This is a genomic window from Sphingobacterium hungaricum, from assembly GCF_015210005.1.
Lineage (GTDB): Bacteria > Bacteroidota > Bacteroidia > Sphingobacteriales > Sphingobacteriaceae > Sphingobacterium > Sphingobacterium hungaricum.
On record NZ_MU158698.1, the window covers coordinates 3,177,862 to 3,197,282 of the forward strand.

Consider the following 19,421-nt stretch of genomic DNA (forward strand, 5'->3'; position numbering starts at 1 on the left):
CAAATAAAAAAATCCCCTTTGAACAGATGCTCAAAGGGGATTGCTTATTAATTGGAATGTTATTTCTTATCTCTCAAATAGATTTTGCCATAAGTGGATTTAAGGATGATATGCTCTCCTCCACCATTTAATTTTCCTACGATTTTGTTTTCGCCAAAGGGCGAACCAAAACTAATAGGCAAGTTTTCAAGAGCAGCTGAGATAGTTTCATTAATATCTACATTGAAATTTGGAGGAAGCGTTGCTGCGGGCACTCCAGAACTAGCTAATGCAGAATCTAAATTAACAACTACTTTTTCAACACCGTCAGTCGAACGCTTATTCGTTCTATTGATTACGATATTGCGCTGATTGATTTTTCTAGTTGTATCAGCCTCTTGGTGAATAATATCAATATTTAATTTTTCTGACGCCAACAAAGAACCATAGGTCGTGCTTAAATTTAAATCCGTTTTTGACTGAGCGGGAATGCTGATGTCTACAAAACCATAAACCGTCACCAAAGATAATGGACCTTTAATCTTATCATCCAATGTCGCTTCGATATTGCCGTATAAGTTGCTGATGTTAGACGGACCAGTGATGTTTTCTAATTTGATATTGTCGTATTGGACAACGGCATTGATCTCCGTACTTAAGTTTTTAATCAAAATCGTCCCATCCCCATTGCCATAATTGAGGCCCTTGTTTTTGATCGATATTTTGACATTCTTAGGCAGTTTGATAAAGATTTTCTTTGCATTAAGCGGATCCAAACGTTTAAGTTCTGTTGTTTGATTGTCGATGTCTTTGACGTTTAATCCAAGCCCCGTATTATCTGTACCTCGGGAATTAAGCGTACGCAATCCATCTGCGCGTTCATCTTCTTCGACGCTGTCTTTTTCTACGCTCAAGACAATTTCATTACCGCCATAAGATTCGATTTCTACGGCATTGATATTCTCCAGTTGAAGTGTTCCCGCGTTTTTGTTGATTCGATACGTCTTTTGTGCGAAGGCTGATGTACAAAACAATAGCCCTGCGAGTACTAGTTGTATAATTTTCATGTTTCTTATTTTAAAATTAATTATAGTTGATGCGATGTATTTTGCGCTAGCGCTAGATAAGCTGCCTCTTGAACAGGTCTGGCCGTTTCCTGATCTTCGACAAGCGAGTAAAGTATCGCATTGATATTTGGGTTATTTAAACTCTCTGTCATTCGGATAATTTCCATCTGAACGATTGGATCGCGTTGATCGAGTAATGCATTTTTAATAGCAGATTGTACATTTGTCCGATCCGCATATGAGCTTAAGATTTCTAAAGCTGCCAAACGGACATTTCCATTCTCATCATGAGCAAGCTGTTCGCAAAGCCCATTGATCAGGCGATTATTTAGATCTGAACGTTCACCGATCTTTAGCACACCGTTCAGGCGTTCGGAAGAAGATTCATTATGCAAACTTGCTAATAGGTAATCTGTCTCGGTTGAGCGTTTCGGCTGGTTTGATTTAGCATGTTCCACAGCCAAAGCTTGATGATAGGCATTTGCTGCAGGCTGATCGACCTCAGGGCTAACGTTATTGTACTGTGAAGGTGCCATTTCTGCGACAAATGTTTTCGCATGATCCAGCTCGCCCAACTGTTCCTTATTTTGCATAAAGATCCAAGCAAATGTTCCGATCAAGAAAAGCATGGCTGCAACAGCGAAATACCGATTATTTAGTTTCCGAACCTTCGCTTTTTTGCGCTGTTCCATTTTTTCCTTGACTACGTCAAATGAAAAGCTTGGCACATGCCCATCTTCAAATGAAGCTTTATTTTCTTTTATAAATTCTTTAAAATGATCACGTTCCATAATACATCCTCTCTTTCAGTGATTCAACAATTTTCTTTTTTGCCCGATGGTACTGACTGCGTACCGTTCCGGGACTTAGCCCTAATTCTTTGGCAATCTCGTCTTGCGACATATCTTCAAATAAATGCAAAGAGATAATGGTTCTATACCCATCGGGCAATGCACTTATTGCTTTTTTAATATCTTCTACTTTATTCGCAAATAAAACTTCCTCTTCCATTGGATCTTCATCCTCGATCGATTCAGCATTTGCTTCATCCACAAAAACAAGTTTCCGTTTCCTAAGAAAACTGATGCTCCTGTTGATGGCGATTCGTTTGACCCAACCTCCGAACGTAGCCCTGTTCTTTAAATCGCCCAGCTGTTCGAATGCGATGCAGAATGATTCCTGAACAATATCTTCGGCCTCAGCCGTATCTGTAAGAATACGATTTACTGCATAATACACTTGCTTCGCATGTGCATGATAGAGCATTGCGTAAGCATGTTCATCTTTGTTAATGCAACGCTCGATCAGTATATCTTCTTGTATGGCCAATTGTAAGGTCAATTTTTTTGTTTCTGTTTACTATTAAGTCGAAGGAATTCGGGTTTTGTTGCATGAGATGAAAAATAAATTTTATTTTTTTTATCCCGACCCATAAATTCCTGCTCGTTTGCATCAAATTTACATACAATCGGGTGTAGAATAGGAATGGCTCGAAAGAAATAATCGCAAACACACACTAGAAAACAGGCTGCATGAAGCTTGGATTTATGCAGTAAAAATGAATGTTGAAAAGCTATGCGTATCTTTAACCTTGATTTTAGTATTAAATCCGACGCTGATGAAAATAAATATAGCCCTACTCCTGCTCTCTTTTATGTGCATAGTCCATACGCATGCACAGACATTTGTTATCAATGGAAATGGAAAAAAATTCAACGATCAGGATATTATTTACCTGACCTATTCGAAAGATGGGAAACAGCTCTTGGATTCAACTTATGTGAAAAATAAAACATTTCGTTTTGAGGGAACGATTGATCAGCCAATCAAAGCAAGCCTGTATCGCAATGAAAATCCTTTCTTGATTGACATATCTACAGACTCAAAGTCGATTTACCTAGAAGAAGGTACAATAGAAATTATTGCTAACAAAAGTTTGAATGATGCGCGTGCGAAAGGAACCTTGTTGAACGCCGATTTAGAACGCTTGAATAAGCAGACCCGTTATAACCGTTTGAATAGTGCGCGCGCCTCAAAGGAATATGAAGATCAGGCAGATCTGCCGGCAAGCGAGGAAAAAACACAATTAAGCCGGGAAGCAGCAGCTGCATATGACCGATACGTATTGGATCAATTGGCCTTTGCAGAAAAAAACCCGACATCAATCGTTAGTCTAGATATTTTAGTAAACGCAACAAAAATGAGCAAATACGCGGATCAAATTGCTTTAATTTACACTAAAATTCCAACGGAAGTTCAGCAGAGCGAAAGAGGTCAATTGATTGCGGCCAATCTAGAAAAAGCGAAGAAAACTTTAGTTGGCGATCCTGCTCCATGGTTTATGATTCCTGATCTGGAAGGAAATGGAGTAGCGTTACAGGATTTCAAAGGAAAGTATATTCTGATCGACTTTTGGGCATCTTGGTGCCTTCCCTGCCGGGAAGAAAATCCGAACTTAATCCATGTTTATAATAGGTACAAAGACAAAGGTTTGGTGATCATCGGAATTTCATTGGATACCAAACGAGAGGATTTGATCAAAGCAATTGAAGAGGATAAGCTTCCATGGTTGCAACTCGCCGATTTTCAAGGAAATTTGAGTGCCGTTCGATATGATTATGGAATCAATACCATTCCAGCCAATGTGTTGATTGGACCAGACATGCGTATACTCGCAAAGGATTTGAAAGGACAAGATCTGCAAGATCGATTGAAAGAAATTTTCGGAGACTAAATTGCAGATTAAGTGTTCTGTAACTAAAAATTAAAGATTATTATTTTAAAATAAGCTTGACCATTTGAATAGTTTATTCCGTAAATTTATTGTGATAAATCAAAATAATTATGAGAACAAATGAAACAAATCGGGTAATTCATATCAGTTTGTGGTTTACTCAACTATTATTAGCAAGCTTTTTTATTATCGCCGGAATTTCAAAGCTAACCATGTCCATCGACGACTTAAGTGCACAGATTGAATGGGTAAAACTGGTTCCGAGCCAATTGGTAATCACCATAGGGATCTGCGAAACTCTTGGCGGTCTAGGACTGATCTTGCCATCTGTCACGCGTATCTCTCCAATCTTAACTCCAGTCGCTGCAATCTGTTTAGCATTTATGATGATTCTAGCAATGATTTTCCACGTGATTTATAAAGAATACAGTGGGATTTTCCTTAACGTTATTATAGCTGCGTTATGTATTTTTATTGCTTGGGGTCGTTATGGCGAATATTCTATTGATCCGAAAACAGGCAAAGCTGATATCTAGAGTTGCTTAATAATAAGCGATCTCTCGGAGTAGTGAGAAGAAATTTATCGTCTTTTTTTATTCCAGAACCCTGTACTCCAAAGCGCCAAAAATATTAAGACCGGCTGAAAGAAAAGCCGGATTAAACGAATACGGTCATTGTCTAAGCCAAATGCATCAATCCCTTCGACATATTGATTGATGTTTCCTGGAAAGATAAGCACATAGAATATAGCTAATGCAATTCCGATTTCGCGACGTTTTTTTGTGTAGAAAAGCAAAAGCAATCCAAGCGTGATCTCAACAAATCCTGAAGCTAAGACCACAAAATCTTTGTCAATAGGTAACCAAACAGGTACTTGGGCTTGAAAATCATCTCTCAAGAAACTAAGATGTCCCATTCCGGCAAAGACCATAAACAGAGCTAGACCAATACGAGTAAGATTCTGAGCTGTGGATGTTGTTCTCATAGCTGATAGTTTTAAGGTTTACTTAAGGACAAATAGCTAATCGTTTTGTTTTTCTTTGGTAACAAAATAATTTTTCCGAATAACTTCAAAATCCTCTTCTGTCTTGATACGCTGCGCTTTAACCATGCAGTAAGATGTGAATGGCAATACTAAAAACACAAATAATCCCCACATAAAGCCAAAGAAACCACCGATCAGCAAACTGAATAATAGAACGACCAAAGGATAACTAAATAGCAAACTTCCAAACAACAAAGAATCAAAGAAAATCGTTCCTTCGGTTTTTTTGCGAATATAATCGCGCCATAGGCGGTAATACCAAAACTGAGTATAATAACCGATTTTTGCTGGAATCCAAAGAAACTTCTGTAAATCAGGTGGGTTTTCTTTTGGAACTAATGGCTGAACTAACATGTTTGCTGTAAGTTCCTCGCGAACTTTCTGTAGCACAGCTGTCATCTGGACAACATGATCTTCGATGTAATCTGTCGGGTCAATTGGAGGCAGTGCTTGAATAGCAACAGCTTTAGGCACGAAAGAAAAAGAACTGTATGATAGCGCAAAAGGCTGTATTTGAAGTGCAACCTCTTTTTTATAGCACATTTCCATTAAGCGATCACAGCCTTCCGGCATAAATTTGTGCAATGTGTATTGATTATGCGAACGTCCTTCAGGAAAAATCAGGATGTGCTTTCCATCTTTCAGCAAACGTGTACATTCTTCGTAAGTAAATGCATTGCGAACCGCTGCATCATCAACATCATTTTTCTTATAGATTGGAAGCATAAACAGGCTTCGCAATAGCCAATTGTTTACGGGCTTTTCAAACAGGTCGCCCCTAGTTAGAAATCTAATTTCTCCAGGAGCATGCACGGCAATAATAAGTGCATCGAAAAAAGAATTCGGATGATTGGCGACAATAAGCGAGGGTGTTTTTTCCTGAATAAGTTCCAGCTGTTCAGTCCTCAAATCGGTTATATACCACTGAAGCCCAAATTTAACAAACGATTTCACTAAAGAATAGAACATACATTTACTTTTGTTAACTTATTATAATGTTACATATTATCTGCTTAATGTCCAAAAAAGAATTAGTTAAATGGGCTAAAAATTCTTTTAAAGAGATTCGTAGTATGTTGTTCTAAATATATCAATTGTTTCCCAATATTTATCTTTAACGAAATCATAATCTATAGCTAAGGGATTTCCTACAACATCTTTTACGTTTTGAAACGTATAGGCTGCCAGCGCGACATCCTTACAGGCAAACGAGAAGACTTTTGTTTCTGAATAATCTCCTGAGACGTCATTAATAACCCTTTCGTCTAAAAAAATGCAATTAGTATCTATTGTCAATAGGTTTTTAAAATACGTCTTGACGAGGTTTGTTTGATAAAGAGCCAACTTCTTATCCGTTTCAGAATGATCGACGTGATTATAATACATATTAAATGATCCAATCCACGGATATGCAAATCGATTTTCATAAGTAAACACTTTTACATCGACAAAATCCTCAGTTAGATTACCTTCCAACAGCTCACCGCGGAACACATACCAATCTTTATCATCGGAAGGAATAAAAACTTCCTTCGTGTCTTTTGTCAAGTAATCTTTATACCTATAATTTAGGAAAGCCTCAATTTTGGTTAGAGGAAGGAGTGTTTGCTTTACATACCGAGGGTCTTGGAATTTTAATTTATCAATCTTAAGCAATAGATCCCGTTCACCAATATAAGCGCATAAATATTGTGTCAAAACCATTTGTACAGTATCCAAATAATCATCCTGATTAACAGCTTGATGTCTACCTCCTTCATGGTATGTATTCGATTTCATCGATTTTTTGTTTGCTGTTTTCCCGATCAGTTTATGAACAAAGACAAGTTCGACTAAATCGGGGTATTCTGGATTGTCCTTTTCATAGAAAAATAGCGTATCCATATCGATGAGCACCTCATCGAATTTATAATGCATGCTAAACCCATTGGGATGAGGATCTAAAGCTCTGAATGTGAAATATGCGGATTCCGGTGCTCGAACGATAAATCCTTCAAGAAATGCATATGCGACAGTAGATAGATTTCCGAAAAAAAACCATTCAAACTTGTCACCTTGCTTTTCTGAGTGAACATTTATAGAAATCCTAAAGTTCTCAAAAACATCAGTAAATCGCCTATCTGGATAATCTTTTGAATTGCGGTTTTTAGTGATGAGATCGGTGTACAATTGCTTCTCGTTCGCCTTGAACCAACTCCAGATTAGCTTATAATAGGCATTATAAACGTTTGATTTTCTTTTGTAGGACCGTTGTGTTTTCATAATAAATTAGTTTTTGTTATGAATCTTTCATCATACTAATTCATCAAACGAATTATAAACAATCGTGGCGCGGCATCCTTGCCGACCTGTTTTGAAAAGAAAAATATCTAAATCCAATTCTGGATAACATGACCGATTGTGCTGATTTTCATAGTATAAGATTCTTCGTTGTATAAATTTAAAGAATTTTACAGAACAACGAATAATTTATAAGAAAAAAATAAATAGTTAATCTAAATTCATCGAATGCGTAATCTTTTGAATATTCAGGCTATTCGCCATTGCTGAAAATATTTTATGATATACGCCATGCAAAGCATACAGATCTTCATGCGAACCATCCTCTACAACCTCGCCCTTTTCCATGACCAAGATATGTTCTGCGTCAATAATCTGAGAAATGCTATGCGAAACCGTGATGACCGTACGTCCGACCTTTATGGCATCTAAGCTATTTTTAATTTGTTCCGTTGCAATGGCATCCAAATTTGCTGTGGGTTCATCCAAGAAAATAATTGGAGGATTTTTTAAAAACATTCTGGCTATTGCAATGCGTTGTTGCTGTCCTCCGGACAATAAATTCGCTTGCGAATCATATCCATTCGGAAGTTCCATAATCTGTTCGTGAATAAAAGCTTGTTCTGCTGCAGCAATGATTTGTTCATCGGTTGCATTGACCTTTCCATAACGGATATTTTCAGCGATGCTTCCTTTGAAAATGTGATTTTTCTGCAAAACTAAACCTACATGTTCTCTTAAAAAAGCGGTATTGTACTCCCTTAAATCTACTCCATCCAAAAGAATCTGGCCTTTCGAAGCGTCATAAAACTTATCCAGCAAATTAATGACCGTGCTTTTTCCGGCACCTGAGAGACCAACCAAAGCGGTATTTTCATTTGGACAAATTGTCATCGAAACATTTCGTAAGGCTTCATGTCCATTCGGGTACGAGAATGACACATTTTTCAATTCAATAAGCCCTGTAATGGATTCAGGAATATAATTTCCGCTTGGCTCGATTTGATCATCCGCTTCTAAAATCTCAAAGAAACTTTCTGAATAAATCAACGCATCATTGACCTCATCATAGATTCGATGCAATTGACGGATAGGTGCTGACACATTATTGAACAACATAATGTGAAACATAATTGCTCCCAAAGTCATCTGCTCGTTCAAAACAAAATAAGCGGTCAGCACAATCACGATCACGACGCCGATTTGCTCAATGAAAGATTTAATGCTTTCAAAAACAAAACTTGTTTTTCGAGTTGCCAATTGATTTTCCGTCATGTCATATTGGATCTTCTGATGGCGTTCAGCTTCTTCTTTTTCCCGAGCAAAGGATTTAATGACTGTTATGGAATCAATCAGATTGATCAGTTGGTTGTTCTTGTTTTCCCGATAGCTCCGCATGTTTCGTCTAAAACCGCTTAACTTTTTAGCCTGTATCTGAGAAACATAAAAATAGATGGGAATAATAAAAAGTCCGACCAATCCAACATAGAAGTTGGCGATAAACATACAGACTAGCGCGACAATTGCATTCGCGAACAAAGGCAAAATGTCAATAAAGAAATTCTGTACCAAACGGGTTAAGCTGCTAATCCCTGCATCAATCCTCGTCTGCAATTTGCCAGACTCATTTTCGGTCGATGTAAAAAAGGCCATTTTATAAGTCAGTATGCGATTGACTATTGCTTGCGAAAAATCGCGCGCAATCATGATCCTTAATTTCTCTCCATAGAATTTCTGTCCAAACTGCACAATGGAATACACGATTTCTTTACCTAAAAGCACCGCCGAAATAACCGACAACAGGTACAACCCTTCTCGAAGCGGCGTCTTTGCGACCAGCAAATCAGAAATCGAATCGACCGTATATTTTAGGATAAATGCGTTAACCTGAGCAGCGAATGAACCGATAACAGTTAAGACAAGCGTGTAGAATATTAGGTTTTGATAAGGTTTTGCAAACGGTCTTATTTTTTTAAAAAGTTGTTTAATCGTCATGTGTGCGGATTTCGGGAAACTTCAATGCAATTTTAAAGATTAAACAAGATAAAGATTAATTGGTTTGTGTAAGAATTTGATTGTGATAAAGTAGATTTATGAACAGATAAAAAAAGTGGAGCCTTTCGAGCTCCACTTTCCGATTATATATTTGATTTTTAATTATTTCAAATTATCTCTATATACTTTCGCTTTTTTCAATTCTGTCTGAATATCTTTTCTTGAAGAATCGTACGTCAAGACTTTCTCGTAATCTGCAACGGCTTTGTTGTATGCCTCTGTAGCAGTCGCTTTGTTGTAGTTGTCTGTTCCAGAAGTTCCCAAAAGAATTCCTAAATCACGGTAAGCAACAGCACGGTTCTGGTATAATTTTGCATCATTTGCATTGATGGCAATTGCTTTTGTGTAATCAGCAACCACAGAATTCAACAATTCCTCACGTTGAGAAGTGCTTAATTTACTTTCTTTGCTTACTGCAATTGTATTATTCGCTTTTGCTTTGTAATAATAAGCTGAAGTATTTTTTGGGTCTAAGCTAATTACTTTGTTAAAAGTCTCAATCGACTTTTTATAGTCCCCGCTTTGAAATTGTGAATAACCCAATAAATATACAACATTTGGATCTTTTCCTTCAGCAGGTAAAGCTTTCTCTAAATAAGAAGCTGCATTTTTGAAATCACCTTCCAATAATGCTTTCTGTCCCATGCGCACATTTGGATTGCTGTGCTCATCTTGTGTTTGTGCTTGCGCAACATAAGTAAATGCTGATAAAGCAAAAACGGCTAAACCTACTTTGATAGATTTTAATGGAACATGGAATACATTAATTTTCATATTATTTTTCGTTATGTATAGTATTTATTAACTCAATAGAGTAAAAATGTAGCAAATAGTTTAATGAAGCAATAGATAGTTATAAACATTTCCACATTTTCCACTTATTTCATTTTCGAAACGACTAAATTCATCTTCCTTAAAATGTCATAAGCTGAAAACAATCTGCCTTTTTTACATGTATTACCTGTAACTTAGCATAAATTATACCAAGTTTAAAGCTTGGCATCCTGCTTGCACCTACTGATAGTATTCACTAACGCATTAAATAGAAAAAAAAGTTCTGACAACATGGCGGAATTTTAAAATATAATATATGAGCAAAAAAGAACCATTCGATTTTAATATAGGTCTACCCGTGATTAATGAAGATACTGAATTTTTTCCTTTACTAAGCCAACAAGATGAAGATGAAATGAGTAACGCTGATCTTCCAGAAACATTGGCAATATTACCTTTGCGCAATACTGTTTTGTTTCCGGGTGTTGTTATTCCCATTACGGTTGGCCGCGATAAATCAATCAAATTAGTTAAAGAGGCCTATAAAGGCAGCGATGTTATTGGTGTCGTTTCGCAGACGAATATGTCTATTGAAGATCCATCGTTTGACGAATTGCATAAAATAGGTACTGTAGCAAGTGTGATTAAGGTTCTTCAGATGCCTGATGGCAATACAACCGTGATTATTCAAGGTATGCAACGTTTTAAATTGATTGAGTTAATCGAAACGGAACCTTATATCAAAGCTAAAGTTGAGCGTTTTGTGGAATTGAAGCCCAAAACAAACAGTAAAGAATTTAAAGCCTTAATTTCTTCTATCAAAGAATTGGCTTTGCAGATCATTAATCTCTCTCCTAACCTTCCCAGCGAAGCAGGGATTGCGATTAAGAACATTGAAAGCCCAACATTTTTGGTCAATTTCATTTCTTCAAACCTTGCATTGGACACTGAATCCAAACAGAATCTGTTGGAAACAAAAGATTTTGTAAAACGTGCGAAAATGTTGTTAGAGCATTTGACAACAGAAATTCAGATGCTGGAATTGAAGAATCAAATCCAGAATAAAGTACGCGTTGATTTGGATAAACAACAGCGGGACTATTTCTTAAATCAGCAATTGAAAACCATTCAAGAGGAATTGGGCGGTAACTCACCTGATCTAGAAATTGAAGAACTGAATCTTCGTGCGAAATCCAAAAAATGGCCCGAGGACGTTAATAAACATTTCACCAAAGAGCTTGAAAAATTAATGCGGATAAATCCTGCGGCAGCAGATTATTCGATTCAATTAAATTACCTCGAGCTTTTATTGGATTTGCCTTGGCGTCATTATACGAAAGACAATTTCGATCTAAACCGAGCAGTTAAGATTTTGGATAAAGACCACTATGGCCTTGATAAAGTAAAGCAGCGCATTATTGAATATTTGGCAGTATTGAAGCTAAAGAATGATATGAAAGCGCCCATCCTTTGCCTTGTCGGCCCTCCGGGAGTTGGTAAAACTTCATTGGGAAAATCCATTGCGAAAGCCTTAGGAAGAAAATACACGCGCATGGCTTTAGGCGGTATTCATGACGAAGCGGAAATCCGAGGACATCGGAAAACATACATCGGCGCGATGCCGGGACGGATTATTCAGTCAATTAAAAAAGCTGGTTCATCGAATCCAGTTTTTGTATTGGATGAAATCGATAAAATCGGAAGTGATTTTAAAGGCGATCCTTCATCAGCATTGTTGGAAGTATTGGATCCGGAGCAAAACACCAACTTTTATGATCATTATGTCGAAATGGAATATGATTTATCGAAAGTCATGTTTATTGCGACAGCGAATTCATTAAACAGTATACAGCCTGCCCTGCTTGACCGTATGGAAATCATCGAGGTCAACGGATACACTATTGAAGAGAAAATCGAGATTGCTAAAAAACATTTACTTCCAAAGCAACGTGAAATGCATGGCTTAAAAGTAAAAGATGTTGCACTGAAACCAAAGGTTACGGAAAAAATAATCGAGGAATATACACGTGAGTCAGGTGTTCGTGGTTTAGAAAAACGGATAGGTTCAATCGTTCGCGGAATCGCAACGCGTATTGTGATGGAGAAACCATACAATGCTTCGGTTACAGAAGCAGATGTAGAGGAAATCTTAGGAGCTCCGATTTTCGATAAGGATTTATACGAGAACAACGAAGTTGCCGGAATCGTTACGGGTCTGGCTTGGACTTCGGTTGGCGGTGATATTCTATTTATCGAATCGAGTTTAAGTCCCGGAAAAGGAAAATTAATGCTTACCGGAAATTTAGGTGATGTGATGAAAGAATCGGCGTCAATTGCAATGGCTTATTTACGTTCGAACTCAGAGCTTTTCGGAATTGACTACAAGCTGTTTGACCAATGGGATGTAAACATTCACGTTCCAGCGGGTGCAACTCCAAAGGATGGTCCTTCCGCAGGTATTACGATGCTAACTGCTTTGACATCCTTATTCACGCAGCGCAAAGTCAAAGAAAAATTGGCCATGACAGGTGAGATTACCTTACGTGGACGTGTGCTTCCCGTTGGCGGAATTAAAGAAAAAATTCTAGCGGCAAAACGTGCGAACATTAAGGAAATTATCTTGAGCAAATCCAATAAAAAAGATATTTTAGAAATTAAGGAAGATTATATCAAAGATTTAAAATTTCATTACGTGTCTGAAATGTCAGAAGTTATTGAACTGGCCTTATTAGATAAAAAAGTGAAAAACGCTAAGAACTTAGTCGTTGTCGCTTAATAATTTTTTAATTGAAATAGAGTTTATGAAAGAGCCGAAAGGCTCTTTTTTTATTCTTATACTTTCAAAGATACAAATACGATATTACTCCAAATAATCACAAATTTCTAATATAATATTCCTGTCAAAACAATAATCAAGGGTTTTAGACAAAGCGAATCTAACATTCCGATTACATTCCCTTTAAGACCGCTTACTACCTTTGTTTTATATGGGATTATTGAAAATATCGACACTTGAATTAGCGAATGTTGTCAAAGGGGGAACAACATTGGATGCCATCAACCGTTCAGTAGAATCAGCTCAAGTTTCAGAACAATTGGGTTACGAACGTATCTGGTTTGCGGAGCATCATAATATGGAACACATTGCGAGTAGCGCCACATCGGTTTTGATTGGGCACGTCGCTGGAAAAACGAAATCTATACGGATTGGTTCGGGTGGAATTATGCTTCCCAACCATGCGCCCTTGGTTATTGCAGAACAGTTTGGAACTTTAGAAGCGATGTATCCAAATCGCATCGATTTGGGTTTAGGCCGCGCACCCGGAACTGACCAATTAACAGCAATGGCTTTGCGACGCAACAATTTAAATACATCTTTTTATTTTAAAGACGATGTACAAGCTTTGCAGCAGTACTTTCATTCAGATAATGCAATAAGCAAAGTTCGGGCACACCCAGGTGAAGGATTGGATATTCCAATTTATATTTTGGGCTCGAGTACCGATAGCGCCTATTTAGCTGCTGAATTGGGGCTGCCTTATGCTTTCGCTGCTCATTTTGCTCCCGCAATGCTTGAACAGGCCGTACAGATTTATAAAACGCATTTTAAACCCTCCGAACAGCTTGCGGAACCCTACATGATCGTGTGTGTCAATGTTGTGGCAGCGGAAACTACCGAAGAAGCGGAAGTATTGGCTACCAGTCTATTCAATATGTTTGCTGGCATCATTACCAATGTTCGCCGGCCACTTTCCCCTCCTACCGAAAAACCGATTTATCATGGTATTCCAGAAATCGAACGTGCGGTAGACCAGATGGTTTCGTGTACTTTTATGGGCGATAAAGCTAAAATCACTGAGGAATTGGGTACATTTGCTAAAACGTTGGGCATTGATGAAATTATGACAACAAATTATATCTACGATTCATCCAAACGTTTGAAATCTTTTGAAATCATTGCGGAAGCAGTACAAGAAATCAACAAATGAACAAAAGCCATGTAATATGCGGTATCCTTATCTTATTTAGTTTCGTTGCTTGTAATCCTTTTGAAGATAAAAAGGGGAAGGAACAAGATGACGTGTCGCAAGACAGCCTGACCACAGAAACGGCGGCAGCTATCTATCAATTCAACAAAGATTCTATCGCTGAACATCAATTATTTATGATTGATGTGTTTAGGGTTTTTGATGATGAGAAAAAGCCTCAAGATATCATCAACAATTCTTGGCTCGATTTGCACACAAAGGATAATAAATATTACTTGGATTCTTTAGATTATTCAATTGAAATGGCTGGTGAGGATGCTTGTTCTGGATACCCATTGCAAGAGGTAAAGTCCAATCGGAACAGCCTATTGTTTATGAATATTCCAAGTTTGCATAAGGGCGAAGTCGAAACGATTTTTAGCATGTCGAAGGTAATGTGTCCCAATGAATCATACAGTTTCCAGTTTAATAACAATGGTTACGAATTGAAAGCTACGGGCGAGATTTCCCTTCAGCAGAATTATGTAGACGATTTCGGAAAACAGGTCCAGTACTGTGAATCAACTGATTATTCGTTAGCGATTTACATGAACGGAAAGCTACAGAATAGAATTTTAGACAACGAGACATTTGACCAAACTACCGTCTCGTTGGTTTTCGTTGGGGATTTAGATAAAGACGGTTACGCTGATTTTATTATTTCTGCTCCTAGACATTATGAAGAACAACGCTATCTTCTAATACTTTCCTCAGATAATAAAATTTATGAAGCTTACAATTCGTTTGATTGTTAGTTCGTAACTGCCAAATGTGATATCAGTCAAGCTTCTAAAAACATTAAAAAAAAGAAATCCTGAAACGTTATGTTTCAGGATTTCTTTTTACAATAAGAATTGCTGTTAATTTTCTACAACATCTTCTTTCGCCATTAAATAGCGTTCGGCTTCAAGAGCAGCCATACAGCCAGTTCCCGCCGCCGTAATTGCTTGACGGAATACATGGTCCTGCACATCGCCACATGCGAATACTCCTGGGATATTTGTTGCTGTGCTATCTGCTTTTGTAATTAAATAACCGGTTTCATCCATATCCAAAAATCCTTTGAATAAATCTGTGTTTGGTTTGTGTCCGATGGCCACAAAAAATCCTTCGACGTTCAAGACCTTTTCTTCTCCTGTCACATTATTTCTCACACGAACTCCTTGGACAACTTGACCATCACCAACGATTTCTTCCGTTTCTGTATTGTAATGGATTTCAATATTTGGTGTATTCAACACACGGTGAACCATCGCTTTAGAAGCTCTGAATTCATCGCGGCGAACCAACATATGCACTTTACTTGCTAATTTCGCTAAGTAAGTAGCTTCTTCTGCTGCCGTATCCCCTGCTCCTACGATTGCGACATCTTGGTTTTTAAAGAAAAAACCATCACATACCGCGCAAGCGGAAACACCAAATCCATTGTATTTCTCTTCGGAAGGCAAACCTAACCATTTCGCGGTAGCGCCCGTCGCAATAATTACCGTATCTGCTGACACTGTTTTGATGCCGTCGATTTCCACTTTATGAACGCCTCCATCTGTAGAGAAATCTACTTTAGTTGCGTATCCAAAACGTACATCCGTACCAAAGCGTTCCGCTTGTGCACGTAAATCTTCCATCATTACCGGACCGGTAATTCCTTTCGGATAGCCAGGAAAATTATCTACTTCTGTTGTTTGCGTCAATTGACCTCCCGGAACGATTCCAGTATATACGATGGGTTTCATATCTGCACGAGCAGCATAAATTGCTGCTGTGTATCCTGCAGGACCTGACCCGATAATCAGGCATTGTATGTGTTCAATTTCTTGTTCTGTATGCATAAAATTGTGTATTCTATTCGATTAATTGCCAAACTTACCTTGTAACTGCTGAAGCATGTCGTTGGTAATAGGCTTTGCTTCTTCTTTCTTTTGTTGAAAAGATTTTTTAGCATCCTTCTTTTCATCGGATGTATTGATTGGTTTTTGAGCTCTTTTGGCATTGCGGTGTTCGTTCCAGATATCTTCCAAAACCTTTTTTGTATACAAAGGAAAATCACCGTTCTGCATCCAAGCATAATAACTTGGTTCTACATCAAATACATCAGTTACTTTTTTACCTTTATGTTTACCAAAGTTAATGGTTGCATCTCCATCAGCATCATATACTAAACGACCTGCAAAATCAACTGGTTTGCTCATGTTTGTAAACTGATGCAATGCTTCCACATCATTTACTACCGGCTTGGTAATATTGCCTTGCTTATCTTCAAAATCTACCTGCTCGTATTTATCTAACTGTGCTTTTAAAACCTCGTAGGTCGCTCTAACATCCGCTTCAGCTTGATGTGCATTCGTTAGGTCTGTTTCACAATAAAACTTATACGCTGCTTTTAATGTACGTTGTTCCATCTGATGGAAAATATTCTGCACATCCACAAAGGACCTTCCTGCTAAGGTAAAATCAATTTTTGCGCGCAAAAATTCTTCCATTAACATCGGAACATCAAATTTATTGGAGTTGTATCCGGCTAAGTCGGCATCGCCGATAAAAACGGCAACTTCAGCACCAATTTCCTGAAACGTTGGTAAATCTTTGACATCTTCATCATAAATTCCATGGAACATCGATGATTCTGCAGGAATTGGAATTCCAGGATTTACTTTAGCGGTGAACACCAATTCTTCTCCACCAGGCATCACTTTCAAAATAGCGATTTCAACAATTTTATCGATGGCAATATTGACCCCTGTCGTTTCTAAGTCGAAAAATGCTAATGGTCTTTTAAGATTTAATTTCATTCAATAATTTAATTGATATTCTATGCAAAGTTACATAATTAAAGATGTTGCGCAAAGCCATTGAGATGCTCTATTCTTAGCTTAACGTCATATTTATTTTGCAGAAATCGATTGAATACCTGTAAAAAGAAAGAGGCTGTTTTTCTTAAAATCAAAAAACAGCCTCAATAGTAAGATATGTTGGAATTAACCGATACTCGGTACGCCAACTAATTCATTTGTATCGGCATTGTAGTCAATTCCATTGAAATTGAATCCAAATAAATGAAAGAATTCATCTCTGTATCCTTTGATGTCCGATATCTCTTCTAAGTTTTCTGTTGTAGCTTGTGCCCAAAGTTTGGAAACTTCTTCCTGCACGTCTGCTCTCATTTCCCAATCGTCTACGCGGATACGTCCTTCGCTATCCAATTGAACTTCACCTTCCGTGTACAAACGGTCGGTAAATAAACGCTGCATCTGTTCGATTGTTCCTTCGTGAATGCCTTTTTCTTTCATGACTTTGTACAACAAAGAAATGTATAAAGGAACTACTGGAATTGCGGAACTTGATTGCGTAACCAACGCTTTGTTAACAGACACGTAGGCTTTTCCATGTAGGTCTTTTAATAAATCATCCAATACAGGAACCGTATTCTGCAAATCTTCTTTCGCACGGCCGATTGTTCCGTTATGGTAAATTGGGTAAGTCAATTCTGGGCCAATGTATGAATAGGCAACCGTTTTCACGCCTTCCGCCAATACACCAGCTGCTTTCAAATCTTCTAACCAGAATTTCCAATCTTCGCCACCCATTACGGCAATGGTGTTCGCGATGTCTTCTTCATTCTCCACCGGAGCGATTGAAATATCAGAAACTACGCCGGTATGAAAATCGACAGTTTTATCCGTGAAAGGCTGACCAATAGGTTTTAAAACCGATGAATAAGCTACGCCTGTTTTTGGATGCGTTCTTCTTGGCGAAGCCAATGAATACACCACTAAATCAACTTGGCCTAAATCTTTTTTGATTAAATCAATGGTTTGTTTTTTTATTTCGTCAGAAAATGCGTCACCATTAATACTGGCAGCGTATAATCCAGCATCTTTCGCTGCTGCTTCAAATGCGGCTGTATTATACCATCCCGCAGTACCCGTTTTACCTTCAGCTGCAGGTTTTTCAAAAAACACACCTACCGTAGCTGCGTCTGAACCAAAAGCTGTTGCTATGCGTGAGGAAAGTCCAAATCCTGTAGAAGCGCCGATTACCAATACCTTTTTAGGGCCATTAGCAATTTTACCTTTTGATTTTACATAATCGATTTGGTCTTGAACGTTTTTTGCCGTTCCTTCAGGATGAGCAGTTAAACAGATAAAACCTCTTGTTCTTGGTTGGATAATCATTTTGTAATATAAATAAGTACTTGATTCTTTACTTTAATAATTTATGCAAATTAACTAAAAATAATAGATAATATTGGATTAGGCGTAAAATTGATAAACTAAATTCAGTATAATAACATGCTCCGAACATGAATAGCAACCCATAATTTTTTACTTTTTAATTTTTAATTTTTACTTCCCCACCTCCATCACACATCGAAAACCGGTATGCTGGCTTCCGGTATCTGGAGAGGCTTTCATCCGAGCGGCAACGCGATAACCGCTGCAATAGGACGAATGGCATAAGAACGAACCACCTCGCAAGACACGCTTGGCTAAATTCGGCTCGTCAGGGTCATATCCCTGATTCGGTCCAGAGGGATTCGTAGCAATTGCTTCATCGAAATTCTGATAGTAATTCGCGTCATACCAGTCGGAGCACCATTCCCACACATTGCCAGCCATATCGTATAGTCCATAGCCATTTGCTTCAAAACTTTTCGCCGGCGCTAAGGTTTCGTAGGCGTCCCAGATTGTATTTTTTATCGGAAAAGTTCCTTGCCAAGTGTTCGCCTTGGCTTTTCCAGCTTCTGTTTCTTCCATGCCCCATGTAAACGGCTGTCCGTCCAAACCGCCCCGTGCCGCGAATTCCCATTCTGCTTCTGTAGGCAATCGTTTTCCTGCCCATTTTGCATATGCATTCGCATCATCCCAAGAAACATGCACGACAGGAAAATTGTCTTTTCCTTCAATGCTGCTGCCTTCGCCTTCCGGCTGACGCCAATTTGCATTCTTTTTCCATACCCACCAGCTTTGGTAATTCTGCATGGAAACCATTTCCTTCGGGGAAGTAAAAACCAACGAAGACGCAACCAAAAGACTATCATGTGGTTTCGGAGTTCCTGCCGGAAATTGAAGTTTAATTTCTTCCCAATCGGGAGCGACTTCTGCCGTGGTCACATAGCCTGTCGCTTTAACAAATGCAGCGAACTGTGCATTGGTTACTTCAGTTTCGTCGATGTAAAAGTCTGACAGTTCAACGGAGTGTGTCGGATACTCATCGCGTCTGCCCTGATTATCTGAAGAACCCATTTTGTAGATACCGCCCTTGATAAATTTCATTCCTTTACTAGAGGGTTCGGCGCTTATCACAGATTGATTCGCATTTGTTTTCAAACTGGCGAAACGGTCGGGAATCGACTCCTGACAACAGCTCATTAACTCTTGCGCGGGTTTTTCCTGCGCTTCGCTACCTGTAGTTAGGATAAGATATATGCTGATTAATATGCTTTTCATTTAGATAAGATG

The 19,421-nt window shown here is 38.2% G+C and carries 17 protein-coding genes; 5 read left to right on the plus strand and 12 right to left on the minus strand.

The annotated features are described in order from the left end of the window. Positions 1–59: 59 nt before the first annotated feature. The 3 genes from C4F49_RS17120 to C4F49_RS17130 are packed head-to-tail and all read right to left on the minus strand — an operon-like array spanning position 60 to position 2,387. Positions 60–1,046, minus strand: coding sequence for a DUF4097 family beta strand repeat-containing protein (locus C4F49_RS17120; protein ID WP_196937053.1), 987 nt, complete (start codon positions 1,044–1,046; stop codon positions 60–62). A gap of 20 nt (positions 1,047–1,066) precedes the next feature. Further along, positions 1,067–1,837 carry a HEAT repeat domain-containing protein gene (locus C4F49_RS17125; protein ID WP_196937054.1) on the minus strand — a complete coding sequence of 257 codons (771 nt, stop codon included), beginning with the start codon at positions 1,835–1,837 and terminating at the stop codon, positions 1,067–1,069. After that, the gene (locus C4F49_RS17130) at positions 1,827–2,387 is read right to left on the minus strand and encodes an RNA polymerase sigma factor (RefSeq protein ID WP_196937055.1); all 561 of its coding nucleotides are present in this window, start codon (positions 2,385–2,387) and stop codon (positions 1,827–1,829) included. Before C4F49_RS17130 ends, C4F49_RS17125 begins: the two co-directional genes overlap by 11 nt. Positions 2,388–2,664: 277 nt before the next feature. Here C4F49_RS17130 and C4F49_RS17135 point away from each other — a divergent pair, with 277 nt between their 5' ends. Together C4F49_RS17135 and C4F49_RS17140 are read left to right on the plus strand one after the other, a co-directional pair. Beyond that, on the plus strand, positions 2,665–3,780 hold the full coding sequence (locus tag C4F49_RS17135) for a TlpA disulfide reductase family protein (protein WP_196937056.1): 1,116 nt from the start codon (positions 2,665–2,667) through the stop codon (positions 3,778–3,780). 110 nt (positions 3,781–3,890) lie between these two features. Beyond that, positions 3,891–4,316: a DoxX family protein gene (locus tag C4F49_RS17140; protein WP_196937057.1), complete on the plus strand. Its 426-nt coding sequence runs from the start codon at positions 3,891–3,893 to the stop codon at positions 4,314–4,316. Positions 4,317–4,360: 44 nt separating this feature from the next. Here the strand turns inward: C4F49_RS17140 and C4F49_RS17145 are convergent, their stop codons facing one another. The 5 genes from C4F49_RS17145 to C4F49_RS17165 form a co-directional block, all read right to left on the minus strand. Continuing rightward, entirely contained in the window at positions 4,361–4,765 is a 405-nt protein-coding gene (locus C4F49_RS17145) for a DoxX family protein (protein ID WP_196937058.1), read from the minus strand. Between the two features lie 36 nt (positions 4,766–4,801). Continuing rightward, a complete protein-coding gene (locus tag C4F49_RS17150) occupies positions 4,802–5,794 on the minus strand; it encodes a 1-acyl-sn-glycerol-3-phosphate acyltransferase (RefSeq protein ID WP_196937059.1) in 993 nt (330 codons plus the stop codon). Between the two features lie 87 nt (positions 5,795–5,881). Further along, positions 5,882–7,087 (minus strand): hypothetical protein, encoded by a 1,206-nt coding sequence (locus tag C4F49_RS17155; protein WP_196937060.1) that lies wholly within the window; start codon positions 7,085–7,087, stop codon positions 5,882–5,884. Positions 7,088–7,315: 228 nt separating this feature from the next. After that, the gene (locus C4F49_RS17160; RefSeq protein WP_196937061.1) at positions 7,316–9,100 is read right to left on the minus strand and encodes an ABC transporter ATP-binding protein; all 1,785 of its coding nucleotides are present in this window, start codon (positions 9,098–9,100) and stop codon (positions 7,316–7,318) included. 162 nt (positions 9,101–9,262) lie between these two features. Then, a complete protein-coding gene (locus C4F49_RS17165; RefSeq protein WP_196937062.1) occupies positions 9,263–9,934 on the minus strand; it encodes a tetratricopeptide repeat protein in 672 nt (223 codons plus the stop codon). Positions 9,935–10,250: 316 nt separating this feature from the next. Between C4F49_RS17165 and lon the strand changes: the two genes are divergently transcribed. The 3 genes from lon (at position 10,251) to C4F49_RS17180 (ending at position 14,717) form a co-directional block, all read left to right on the plus strand. Further along, the gene (gene lon / locus C4F49_RS17170; RefSeq protein ID WP_196937063.1) at positions 10,251–12,710 is read left to right on the plus strand and encodes an endopeptidase La; all 2,460 of its coding nucleotides are present in this window, start codon (positions 10,251–10,253) and stop codon (positions 12,708–12,710) included. Between the two features lie 211 nt (positions 12,711–12,921). Continuing rightward, complete coding sequence (locus C4F49_RS17175) at positions 12,922–13,923, plus strand: LLM class flavin-dependent oxidoreductase (protein ID WP_196937064.1); 1,002 nt, start codon at positions 12,922–12,924, stop codon at positions 13,921–13,923. Continuing rightward, positions 13,920–14,717, plus strand: a complete 798-nt coding sequence (locus C4F49_RS17180; RefSeq protein WP_196937065.1) for an integrin alpha — start codon at positions 13,920–13,922, stop codon at positions 14,715–14,717. Before C4F49_RS17175 ends, C4F49_RS17180 begins: the two co-directional genes overlap by 4 nt. Positions 14,718–14,822: 105 nt before the next feature. On the opposite strand, the gene trxB is transcribed toward C4F49_RS17180, so the two are convergent. The 4 genes from trxB to C4F49_RS17200 all read right to left on the minus strand — a co-directional run bounded on the left by trxB (position 14,823) and on the right by C4F49_RS17200 (position 19,409). Next, the gene (gene trxB / locus C4F49_RS17185) at positions 14,823–15,791 is read right to left on the minus strand and encodes a thioredoxin-disulfide reductase (protein ID WP_196937066.1); all 969 of its coding nucleotides are present in this window, start codon (positions 15,789–15,791) and stop codon (positions 14,823–14,825) included. Positions 15,792–15,812: 21 nt separating this feature from the next. Continuing rightward, positions 15,813–16,751, minus strand: a complete 939-nt coding sequence (locus tag C4F49_RS17190) for a 3'-5' exonuclease (protein ID WP_196937067.1) — start codon at positions 16,749–16,751, stop codon at positions 15,813–15,815. 186 nt (positions 16,752–16,937) lie between these two features. After that, positions 16,938–18,134, minus strand: a complete 1,197-nt coding sequence (gene fabV, locus C4F49_RS17195; RefSeq protein ID WP_196937068.1) for an enoyl-ACP reductase FabV — start codon at positions 18,132–18,134, stop codon at positions 16,938–16,940. A 171-nt stretch (positions 18,135–18,305) separates the two neighbouring features. Beyond that, entirely contained in the window at positions 18,306–19,409 is a 1,104-nt protein-coding gene (locus tag C4F49_RS17200) for a formylglycine-generating enzyme family protein (RefSeq protein ID WP_196937069.1), read from the minus strand. Positions 19,410–19,421: the final 12 nt, after the last annotated feature.

Excerpts from the sequence above, each read along its gene's own strand:
- C4F49_RS17120 (WP_196937053.1), bottom strand. The coding sequence starts at position 1,046 with ATGAAAATTATACAACTAGTACTCGCAGGGCTATTGTTTTGTACATCA.
- C4F49_RS17125 (WP_196937054.1), bottom strand. The coding sequence starts at position 1,837 with ATGGAACGTGATCATTTTAAAGAATTTATAAAAGAAAATAAAGCTTCA.
- C4F49_RS17135 (WP_196937056.1), top strand. The coding sequence starts at position 2,665 with ATGAAAATAAATATAGCCCTACTCCTGCTCTCTTTTATGTGCATAGTC.
- C4F49_RS17140 (WP_196937057.1), top strand. The coding sequence starts at position 3,891 with ATGAGAACAAATGAAACAAATCGGGTAATTCATATCAGTTTGTGGTTT.
- C4F49_RS17145 (WP_196937058.1), bottom strand. The coding sequence starts at position 4,765 with ATGAGAACAACATCCACAGCTCAGAATCTTACTCGTATTGGTCTAGCT.
- C4F49_RS17150 (WP_196937059.1), bottom strand. The coding sequence starts at position 5,794 with ATGTTCTATTCTTTAGTGAAATCGTTTGTTAAATTTGGGCTTCAGTGG.
- C4F49_RS17155 (WP_196937060.1), bottom strand. The coding sequence starts at position 7,087 with ATGAAAACACAACGGTCCTACAAAAGAAAATCAAACGTTTATAATGCC.
- C4F49_RS17160 (WP_196937061.1), bottom strand. The coding sequence starts at position 9,100 with ATGACGATTAAACAACTTTTTAAAAAAATAAGACCGTTTGCAAAACCT.
- C4F49_RS17165 (WP_196937062.1), bottom strand. The coding sequence starts at position 9,934 with ATGAAAATTAATGTATTCCATGTTCCATTAAAATCTATCAAAGTAGGT.
- lon (WP_196937063.1), top strand. The coding sequence starts at position 10,251 with ATGAGCAAAAAAGAACCATTCGATTTTAATATAGGTCTACCCGTGATT.
- C4F49_RS17175 (WP_196937064.1), top strand. The coding sequence starts at position 12,922 with ATGGGATTATTGAAAATATCGACACTTGAATTAGCGAATGTTGTCAAA.
- C4F49_RS17180 (WP_196937065.1), top strand. The coding sequence starts at position 13,920 with ATGAACAAAAGCCATGTAATATGCGGTATCCTTATCTTATTTAGTTTC.
- trxB (WP_196937066.1), bottom strand. The coding sequence starts at position 15,791 with ATGCATACAGAACAAGAAATTGAACACATACAATGCCTGATTATCGGG.
- C4F49_RS17190 (WP_196937067.1), bottom strand. The coding sequence starts at position 16,751 with ATGAAATTAAATCTTAAAAGACCATTAGCATTTTTCGACTTAGAAACG.
- fabV (WP_196937068.1), bottom strand. The coding sequence starts at position 18,134 with ATGATTATCCAACCAAGAACAAGAGGTTTTATCTGTTTAACTGCTCAT.
- C4F49_RS17200 (WP_196937069.1), bottom strand. The coding sequence starts at position 19,409 with ATGAAAAGCATATTAATCAGCATATATCTTATCCTAACTACAGGTAGC.